Genomic DNA, 8,953 nt, shown 5'->3' with positions numbered 1-8,953 from the left:
CCGCCGCGGCGGGCCGGGTCGACGAAGACCGCGTCGTAGGGCGAGGTGTCGATCTCCGTGACGTCGGCGCACCGCACCTCGATCAGCGCGTCCAGGCCGAGCGCGGCGGCGTTGGCCCGGGCCACCTCGGCGGTCAGCGGGTCGCGGTCCACGGCGAGGACGGAGATCCCGGCCCGGGCCAGGGCGATCGCGTCGCCGCCGATCCCGCAGCAGAGGTCGGCGACGCCGCGTACCCCCGCGTCCGTGAACCGCCGTGCGCGGTAGCCGGCCACCGAGGTGCGGGTCGCCTGCTCGACCCCGTTCGGCGTGAAGAACATCCGGTGCGCGTCCTCGGCGCCGAACTTCGCCACCGCCCGCTGCGTCGTACGAGCGCAGCCCGGCCAGCAGTTCGGTGCCTTCGGGGGTGCGCAGGGCGCGGAAGTCGGCAAGGGGGTCGGGCGGGCCGGTCGGGGCGAGAGCGTTCACCCGTCCCATTGTGGGCCAGTCGGCTGCGCGCCAGCCGGGGGACCGTGCGGGGCGGGCGCTGTGTCGGCCCGGATGCCCCGTTCCGGGCTGGCAGGATGCGGCGCCATGCAGCCAGTACGACAAAAGGAAGAATTTTACATGAAAAGGCGCAGACCGGGTACGGAGTCGTGCGGACAGGGATGGACGAGGCGCGGGCGCGGACACCTGCGGCGCGGGCCGGGCTACGCGGTCCTGGCCGCACTGCTGGTCGCCGCGGCCGGCTCGGGCTGTGCCGCTGAGACCGGCGGCAGCGCACCGGCCGACCCCGTACGCGTCGCCGCGGCGCGGGCCCCGGGGCGGCGGGTTCCGTCGCGGCGCAGGCCGAGAAGGCGCGCCGCGCTCAGGCCGCACGGGCCGTGGCCGCCAAGAAGTGGGGCCTGGCGGGCACCCCGCTGGCGCCACCGGCGCCGCCCGCCGTGAAGCCGCACCTCACCACCCGCAAGGGCTTCGAGGTCGAGGGCGGTGACGCCTCTCTGCCGCCGGTCTTCACCACGGTCCCCACCGACAAGAAGATCGTCTTCCTGACGATGGACGACGGGGACGACAAGGACCCCGAGCTGCTGAAGATGATGTCGGAGCTGAACATCCCGTACAGCGCCTTCCTCAGCGACTACCTGGTGCGCGACGACTACGCGTACTTCAAGGAGGCCCAGGTCCGCGGTGTCGTCCTCGGCAACCACACGCTGAACCACCGCTACCTGCCCGGCCTCTCCCACGACGAGCAGACGCGGGAGATCTGCGATCAGCAGGACATCATCGAGCAGCAGTACGGCGAGCGCCCCCGGCTCTTCCGGCCGCCGTACGGCAACTACAACGGCGACACCCTGCGGATCGCCAAGTCCTGCGGCATCACGGCCGTTCCCCTGTGGGCGGCGGAGGCCTTCCCCGACCGCATGGAATGGCGGGAGGAGGACCAGGACCTGCATCCCGGCGACATCATCCTCACCCACTTCCGGGGCAAGAAGGACTGGAAGGGCAGCATGCCCGACATGATCCGCAACGTCATGAAGGTCATCACGGACAAGGGTTACGCCGTGGCCCGCCTGGAGGACTACGTATGAGAAGGGCGCGCCGGCTGCTGGCCGGACTGCTGACCGCCGGTGCGCTCCTGACCGCCACCGGGGGCTGCGCGCAGTCGGTGGACCCGATCGAGCGGCTGGGCCGGAAGGCGGCACAGCACGTGAACCCGTCGCCGGACGATCAGGCGCGGCCGGCGGCGGTGCGCGGTGACCACGGGGCGCCGGGGGCGATGGTCGTCGTCGCCTGCGGCCGCCCCGCGGCGGCCGGGGGCTCCGGGGTGCGCCCGCCGGTCCGCTGGTGGCCGGACCGGTCCGGCGCAAAGGCCGCGGAGGCGGGGTGCGCGAGCCGGTAGTCGCTGTGCCACGCCATGAGCGTCAGGACGCACAGCGCGCCCGCGGCGAGCAACTGGACGACGCCCGCCAGGGGCAGGCCGTGACGCAGCAGCACCACGCCGATCAGGCAGGCCACCGCGGCGAACGAGGCGAGCGTGAGCGTGGCGGACCAGTCCATCCCGGGCGGCCCGCTTTCGGCGGGCCACTCGGAGGGCGGCCGGGCCCGGTCCGGTTCCTGGCCCGTGCGCAGGTACAGGGCGACCGCGCAGATCACCGCCTCCAGGGCGACGGCCAACAGGCCGAGCACCACGTCCAGACAGCCGGTCACGAGCGGGCCGGGCCGCGCCTTCGCCGGTCCGACGCGTCGCATGAACATGACGCCACCGTCGTACGGAACGGTGCGGACGGTCCCCGCGTTTGTCCCTACGGTGACCGGAACGTTGTACGGACGCAGTCGTACGAGGAGGAGGTTTCCGGACGCCACGAGGGGCGTGAATTGGCACTCCGCTTGACCGAGTGCTAATCGCGGTCATAGTCTCAGTGCTGGCACTCCCCACTGGAGAGTGCCAGCAGTTCTGTGCGACCGGCAGGTCCGGCACCCGCGACGACGGGCCCACTGGTCGCCACCCAAAAGACTGATAACCCCGTGAGATCTCCGAAGGGGGAGACCGGATCGTGTCGACCAGCACCAAGGTTGCGATCAAGCCGCTCGAGGACCGCATTGTGGTCCAGCCGCTCGACGCCGAGCAGACCACGGCCTCCGGCCTGGTCATTCCGGACACTGCCAAGGAGAAGCCCCAGGAGGGCGTCGTCCTGGCCGTGGGCCCGGGCCGCTTCGAGAACGGCGAGCGCCTTCCGCTCGACGTCAAGACCGGCGATGTCGTGCTGTACAGCAAGTACGGCGGCACCGAGGTGAAGTACAACGGCGAGGAGTACCTCGTCCTCTCGGCTCGCGACGTGCTCGCGATCATCGAGAAGTAATTCACTCAACGTTTGCTTCTGTTCTGCGCCCCTGGCCCCCTGCGAAATAACTAGCCGGGCGGCAGGGGCGCAGTTCTTGTTTTGAGAGGACAGTTCAGCTCCATGGCGAAGATCCTGAAGTTCGACGAGGACGCCCGTCGCGCCCTCGAGCGCGGCGTCAACAAGCTTGCCGACACGGTGAAGGTGACGATCGGTCCCAAGGGCCGCAACGTCGTCATCGACAAGAAGTTCGGTGCGCCCACCATCACCAACGACGGTGTCACCATCGCGCGCGAGGTCGAGCTGGATGACCCGTACGAGAACCTCGGTGCCCAGCTGGTGAAGGAGGTCGCGACCAAGACCAACGACGTAGCCGGTGACGGTACGACCACCGCCACCGTCCTGGCCCAGGCGCTCGTCCGCGAGGGCCTGCGCAACGTGGCCGCGGGCGCGTCCCCGGCCGCCCTGAAGAAGGGCATCGACGCCGCGGTCAAGGCCGTGTCCGAGGAGCTCCTCGCGACCGCCCGCCCGATCGAGGACAAGTCCGACATCGCCGCCGTGGCCGCGCTCTCCGCGCAGGACACCCAGGTCGGCGAGCTCATCGCGGACGCGATGGACAAGGTCGGCAAGGACGGTGTCATCACCGTCGAGGAGTCCAACACCTTCGGTCTGGACCTCGACTTCACCGAGGGCATGGCCTTCGACAAGGGCTACCTGTCCCCTTACATGGTGACCGACCAGGAGCGTATGGAGGCCGTCCTCGACGACCCGTACATCCTGATCCACCAGGGCAAGATCGGCTCGATCCAGGAGCTGCTGCCGCTCCTGGAGAAGGTCATCCAGGCCGGTGCCTCCAAGCCGCTGCTGATCATCGCCGAGGACGTCGAGGGCGAGGCCCTGTCGACCCTGGTCGTCAACAAGATCCGTGGCACCTTCAACGCCGTCGCGGTGAAGGCCCCGGGCTTCGGTGACCGCCGCAAGGCCATGCTCGGCGACATCGCCACCCTCACCGGTGCGACCGTCATCGCCGAGGAGGTCGGCCTCAAGCTCGACCAGGCCGGTCTGGACGTGCTGGGCACCGCCCGCCGCGTGACCGTCTCCAAGGACGACACCACCATCGTCGACGGTGGCGGCAAGTCCGACGAGGTCGCCGGCCGCGTCAACCAGATCAAGGCCGAGATCGAGTCCACGGACTCCGACTGGGACCGCGAGAAGCTCCAGGAGCGCCTGGCGAAGCTGGCCGGCGGTGTCTGCGTGATCCGCGTCGGCGCTGCCACCGAGGTCGAGCTCAAGGAGAAGAAGCACCGTCTGGAGGACGCCATCTCCGCGACCCGCGCCGCGGTCGAGGAGGGCATCGTCTCCGGTGGTGGCTCCGCTCTGGTCCACGCCGTCAAGGTCCTCGAGGGCAACCTCGGCAAGACCGGCGACGAGGCCACCGGTGTCGCGGTCGTGCGCCGCGCCGCCGTCGAGCCGCTCCGCTGGATCGCCGAGAACGCGGGCCTCGAGGGCTACGTCATCACCTCGAAGGTCTCCGAGCTCGACAAGGGCCAGGGCTTCAACGCCGCGACCGGCGAGTACGGCGACCTGGTGAAGGCCGGCGTCATCGACCCGGTCAAGGTCACCCGCTCCGCGCTGGAGAACGCCGCGTCCATCGCGTCGCTGCTGCTCACGACCGAGACCCTGGTCGTCGAGAAGCCGGCCGAGGAAGAGGCCGAGGCCGGTCACGGCCACGGTCACTCGCACTAGCGTGTAGCTGCCCCGCGCAAGCGGTGAGGCCCGGTACCCCGCGAGGGGTACCGGGCCTTTCGCGTGTCCGGTCACATCGAGCCGAGCGGGCCGAAGGGCGGGCTACGCCGACCGGGAGAGCGTGTCTCCGTGGACCGGGTCCGCGAACGGCCGGCCGGACGCGAAGCGTTCCAGTTCGTCCAGCGCCTGGTCCGCCATCCGGTGCAGCTCGTTGCCCAGCGATCCGGCGATGTGCGGCGTGAGCAACACGTTCGGCAGGTCGTAGAGCGGCGAGGCCGCCCGGGGCGGATCGGGGTCCGTCACGTCCAGCACCGCGTGCAGCCGCCCGCTTGTCAGCTCGGGCAGCAGCGCGTCCTCGTCGACCAGCGAACCCCGGGCCGTGTTGATGAGCGTCGCGCCCGACGGCATGGCCGCCAGCTGGGCGGCGCCGATCAGATGCCGTGTCTCCGGAAGCTGCGGAGCGTGCACCGAGACCACCGAACTGCTCGCGCACAGCTCGTCGAGAGCGGCGAGGCGGACACCCAGCCGGGCGGCTTCGTCCACGCCGGCGTACGGGTCGTACAGCAGGACGTCCAGATCGAAGGGGCGCAGCAGCTCGATCACGCGCCGGCCGATGCGGGAAGCGCCGACGATGCCCACCGTACGGCGGTAGTTGCCGCTGCCGTCCAGCTCGTCGAGCCAGTCGTGGCCGGTGCGCAGTTCCCCGTAACGCTGTGCCGATCGCAGGACCTGCTTGCCCGCGAAGAGGATCGCGGCCACGGTGAACTCGGCGACCGGGAGCGCGTTGGCCCCGGCCGCGGAGGTGACGGCGATGCCCCGTTCCCAGCAGGCGTCGGTGATGTGGTGCTTGACGGACCCGGCCGCGTGCACCACCGCACGCAGCCGCGGGGCGGCGGCCAGCACCGGCCCGGTGAGCGGCGTCGCGCCCCAGCAGGTGAAGAGGACCTCGGCCTCGGCGAGCGCGGCCGCCACCTCGGGTGACGGGTCGGCCAGGTCGTGGGCGACGAGCCGGGTGTCCGTACGGGTCAGGGCGGCCAGCCGGGTGTGGTGGCGTTCGGCGAGGAGGCGCCCGGCGATGCCGGGGCCCATCGCGAGCAGCGCCCGGGGCCGGTTGTCAGTGGCGTGCGGCATGGTGGAACTCGTACTCCTCGGGGCTCGCGTGGACGGTCACTTGACGCTTCCGGCGGTCAGTCCCGCCTTCCAGTGCCGCTGCAGGGAGACGAAGGCGACGATCAGCGGGATGACGGCGAGCAGGGAGCCGGTGACGACGAGGGGGTAGAAGCTCGGCTCGCCATGGGTGTTGGTGTTCCACGAGTACAGACCGAGGCTCAGGGGGAAGAGCTTGCGGTCCGAGAGCATCACGAGGGGGAGGAAGAAGTTGTTCCAGATCGCGGTGAACTGGAAGAGGAAGACGGTCACGAAGCCCGGCATGACCATGGGCAGACCGACGGACCAGAAGATGCGCAGCTCGCCCGCCCCGTCGATACGGGCGGCCTCCAGGGCCTCGTCCGGTATGTAGCCGGTGCTGAACACCCGGGCCAGATAAACGCCGAACGGGTTGACCAGCACCGGTATCAGCACCGACCAGTAGGTGTTCACCAGGCCGACCTTGGACGCCAGCAGGTACATCGGCAGAGCCAGCGCGGTGGTGGGGACGAGCACACCCATCAGCACCAGGCCGAACAGCTGGTCCTTGCCCTTGAAGGCGTACTTGTCGAAGGCGTACCCGGCGGCGACGCAGATCAGCGAGCAGGCGATGGCCCCGATGCCCGCGTACAGAAGGCTGTTGAGGTACCAGCGGAAGTAGATGCCGTCCCCGTAGGACGCCAGGTTCGACAGGTTCTCGCCGAGGTTGAAGCCGTCGAAGGAGAACGCGTTGCCGGCCAGCAGGCCGCCGGTGTCCTTGGTGGCGGCGGTGACCAGCCAGACGAGCGGGAAGAGCATGTAGACGACGGCGAGCAGCAGGAAGCCGTTGACCGCGGTCTTCGACATCCAGCGGCCGCGGGAGGCGGGGGAACTCATGCTTTCTTGCCCTTCCGGCCGGTGAAGCGGGTGACGACGAAGGACAGCAGCGCGGCGGTGAGCGCCAGCAGGATGGAGGCGGCCGCGGCGAGGCCGTAGTCGTTGCGTTCGAAGGCCGCGGTGTACGCGTACATGTTCGGCGTCCAGGTGGAGGAGACGGCGGAGCCGGTCCCCTTGTTGAGGATCAGCGGCTCGGTGAACAGCTGGAGCGAGCCGATGACGGTGAACAGCGCGACCATCACGACGGACGCGCGGATCAGCGGGACCTTGATCCCGATCGCGATCCGCCAGGCACCGGCCCCGTCGACCGTGGCCGCTTCGAGTACGGAGCGGTCGATGGCCTGCAACGCGGCATAGAAGATCACCATGTTGTAGCCGAGCCACTCCCACAGCGCGATGTTGACGACCGAGGGCAGGGCGCCGTCGGGGGAGAAGAAGTCGAAGCCGATGCCGCCGGACTCCATGGCGCTGACCACCGGGCTGAGCTGCGGGGTGTAGAGGTACACCCAGATCAGCGCGGCGATGATGCCGGGCACGGCGTGCGGCAGGAACAGCGCGAGCTGGAAGAACCGGCGGGCGCGGGCCAGCGTGGAGTCCAGCAGCAGCGCGAGGGCGAGGGCTCCGACGAGGAGCAGCGGGATGTAGAAGAGGCAGTATCCGAGGAGTACGCCGAAGCCCTCGCGGAACGCCCGGTCGCCCAGGGCCGCCGTGTAGTTGTCGAGTCCGCTGAAGACGGTCTCGGTGCCGCCGAAGCCCAGGCCGGACTGCTTCTCGGTGAACAGGCTGAGCCAGACCGCGTAGCCGATCGGCAGCACCATCGCCAGCGTGAACAGTACGAAGAAGGGCCCCAGCAGGATGGCGGCGGCTCTGGTCGTCCGGGCGCGCTTCATCAGCCTGCGTCCTCGACCTTCAGACCGCGCTTCTTCAGCTCGGCGACCGTGGCGTCGTGCCCGGCCTTCACGGCCTCCTTGACCGTGGTGCCGCCGCTGGCGACCTTGCCGAACTGGTCCTTCATCGTGGTGTTCGTGGTGCCGGTCGTCGGGCCCCAGCTCCAGTCCGGGCCGATGGACGTCGCGGCGTCCTCGAACACCCGGTAGATGTCCTCGCCGCCGTAGAAGTCCGCGTCGAAGGCCTTCTTCGCTACCGGGCGCAGGGACGCCGCGGCCGGGAAGGCGCTCGATGTGCCGGACTCGATGCGGGCCTTGATGCCTTCCGGGGTGGTCGACATCCAGGTGGCGAACTCGACCGCCGCCTCGGCCTTCTTGCTGTCCTTCGTCACCGCGAAGGTGGAGCCGCCGAGCATGCCGCTGGCCGGCTTCCCGTCCCAGCTGGGCATCGGGGCGACGGCCCACTTGCCGCTCTGCTCGGGCAGGGTGCCCTTGAGGACGCCCGCGCCCCAGGCCGCGCCGAGGTAGCCGACGGTGCCGCCGTTCTTGAGCGAGTTGGTCCACTCGGGGCTGAAGGAGGCGTTGGCGCGGATCAGGTCGTCGTCGAGCAGGCCCTGCCAGTAGTCGGCGACCTTGTCGGTGGCGGCGTCCGTGGTGTTCACCTTCCAGGTGTCACCTTCGGGCTTGTACCACTGGGCGCCGGCCTGCCAGGCCATCGCCTGGAACGTGGTCGGGTCGTCGGGGAAGAAGGTACCGATGCGGGCCTTCTTGTCGGCCTTCTTGACCTTCTCGGCGGCCTTTCGGAAGTCGTCCCAGGTCTTGGGGACCTCGACGCCGTACTTCGCGAACAGGTCCTTGCGGTAGTAGAACGACTGCGGTGAGGCGTCGAAGGGGACGGCCCAGTTCTTGCCGCCGAGCGTCGTCAGCTCCACCGCCTGGGGCAGCAGCTTCTTCCTGATGTCCTCGGTGAAGTACTGGCCGATGTCCTGGAGCGCGCCCTGGCTGACGTACTCCGGGAGCTGCGGGTACTCGATGGAGACGAGGTCGGGGGCGTTGCCCGCCTTCACGGCGTTGGAGATCTTGGCGTAGCCGCCCGCGTTGCCGGACGGGATCTCCTCGTACACCACCTTGACGTTCGTGTGGGAGGCGTTGAACGCGTCAACGACCTCCTTGGACCCCTTGGTCCAGCCCCAGAAGGTGATGCTGACGGGCTTGCCGTCGCTTCCGGCGGCGGACGTGTCGTCACCGCTGCCGCCACAGGCCGTGAGAACGGCGAGGGCGGTGGCGGCGCCGACTACGGCGAGGGACGTTCTGCTCGAACTGCGGCTCACAGCGAGGCTCCTGAACAGGCGGCGACATTGGCGTTGGCCGTGATCCTTGGACCAGCCGTGACCGAAGTCAAGAGCGAAAGATCGATTGATCGAAAAAAGATCAGAAGAGTTGCGTACGGAAGGTGCGCGGAAGGGTGCGCGGAACGCGCAT

The 8,953-nt window shown here is 69.5% G+C and carries 7 protein-coding genes and 2 pseudogenes; 3 read left to right on the top strand and 6 right to left on the bottom strand.

All coding sequences use genetic code 11. The features are described 5' to 3' along the window. Nucleotides 1–474, bottom strand: a pseudogene (locus tag JGS39_RS14680) (methyltransferase domain-containing protein); the annotation flags it as partial. A 96-nt stretch (nucleotides 475–570) separates the two neighbouring features. On the opposite strand from JGS39_RS14680, the pseudogene JGS39_RS14675 reads away from it, so the two are divergent. Further along, nucleotides 571–1,565, top strand: a pseudogene (locus tag JGS39_RS14675) (polysaccharide deacetylase family protein). A gap of 139 nt (nucleotides 1,566–1,704) precedes the next feature. Here the strand turns inward: JGS39_RS14675 and JGS39_RS14670 are convergent. Continuing rightward, on the bottom strand, nucleotides 1,705–2,232 hold the full coding sequence (locus JGS39_RS14670) for a DUF6234 family protein (RefSeq protein ID WP_219569456.1): 528 nt from the start codon (nucleotides 2,230–2,232) through the stop codon (nucleotides 1,705–1,707). Between the two features lie 296 nt (nucleotides 2,233–2,528). Between JGS39_RS14670 and groES the strand changes: the two genes are divergently transcribed. Both groES and groL read left to right on the top strand, forming a co-directional pair. Continuing rightward, the gene (gene groES, locus JGS39_RS14665; protein WP_024490209.1) at nucleotides 2,529–2,837 is read left to right on the top strand and encodes a co-chaperone GroES; all 309 of its coding nucleotides are present in this window, start codon (nucleotides 2,529–2,531) and stop codon (nucleotides 2,835–2,837) included. A 102-nt stretch (nucleotides 2,838–2,939) separates the two neighbouring features. Then, nucleotides 2,940–4,562, top strand: coding sequence for a chaperonin GroEL (gene groL / locus JGS39_RS14660; protein ID WP_148020263.1), 1,623 nt, complete (start codon nucleotides 2,940–2,942; stop codon nucleotides 4,560–4,562). 102 nt (nucleotides 4,563–4,664) lie between these two features. On the opposite strand, the gene JGS39_RS14655 is transcribed toward groL, so the two are convergent. Genes JGS39_RS14655 through JGS39_RS14640 form a run of 4 tightly spaced genes read right to left on the bottom strand, consistent with a single transcriptional unit; the run spans nucleotide 4,665 to nucleotide 8,802 of the window. Further along, the gene (locus tag JGS39_RS14655; protein WP_219569455.1) at nucleotides 4,665–5,693 is read right to left on the bottom strand and encodes a hydroxyacid dehydrogenase; all 1,029 of its coding nucleotides are present in this window, start codon (nucleotides 5,691–5,693) and stop codon (nucleotides 4,665–4,667) included. Nucleotides 5,694–5,729: 36 nt separating this feature from the next. After that, nucleotides 5,730–6,584, bottom strand: a complete 855-nt coding sequence (locus tag JGS39_RS14650; RefSeq protein ID WP_219569454.1) for a carbohydrate ABC transporter permease — start codon at nucleotides 6,582–6,584, stop codon at nucleotides 5,730–5,732. Continuing rightward, nucleotides 6,581–7,474, bottom strand: a complete 894-nt coding sequence (locus tag JGS39_RS14645; protein WP_148020266.1) for a carbohydrate ABC transporter permease — start codon at nucleotides 7,472–7,474, stop codon at nucleotides 6,581–6,583. Before JGS39_RS14645 ends, JGS39_RS14650 begins: the two co-directional genes overlap by 4 nt. Continuing rightward, the gene (locus JGS39_RS14640) at nucleotides 7,474–8,802 is read right to left on the bottom strand and encodes an ABC transporter substrate-binding protein (RefSeq protein ID WP_219569453.1); all 1,329 of its coding nucleotides are present in this window, start codon (nucleotides 8,800–8,802) and stop codon (nucleotides 7,474–7,476) included. Before JGS39_RS14640 ends, JGS39_RS14645 begins: the two co-directional genes overlap by 1 nt. Between the last annotated feature and the right edge of the window lie 151 nt (nucleotides 8,803–8,953).

It is taken from the genome of Streptomyces poriferorum (assembly GCF_019399235.1).
Classification (GTDB): domain Bacteria; phylum Actinomycetota; class Actinomycetes; order Streptomycetales; family Streptomycetaceae; genus Streptomyces; species Streptomyces poriferorum.
This window is presented reverse-complemented; position numbering and strand designations above follow the sequence as displayed.

Excerpts from the sequence above, each read along its gene's own strand:
- JGS39_RS14670 (WP_219569456.1), bottom strand. The coding sequence starts at position 2,232 with ATGTTCATGCGACGCGTCGGACCGGCGAAGGCGCGGCCCGGCCCGCTC.
- groL (WP_148020263.1), top strand. The coding sequence starts at position 2,940 with ATGGCGAAGATCCTGAAGTTCGACGAGGACGCCCGTCGCGCCCTCGAG.
- JGS39_RS14655 (WP_219569455.1), bottom strand. The coding sequence starts at position 5,693 with ATGCCGCACGCCACTGACAACCGGCCCCGGGCGCTGCTCGCGATGGGC.
- JGS39_RS14650 (WP_219569454.1), bottom strand. The coding sequence starts at position 6,584 with ATGAGTTCCCCCGCCTCCCGCGGCCGCTGGATGTCGAAGACCGCGGTC.
- JGS39_RS14645 (WP_148020266.1), bottom strand. The coding sequence starts at position 7,474 with ATGAAGCGCGCCCGGACGACCAGAGCCGCCGCCATCCTGCTGGGGCCC.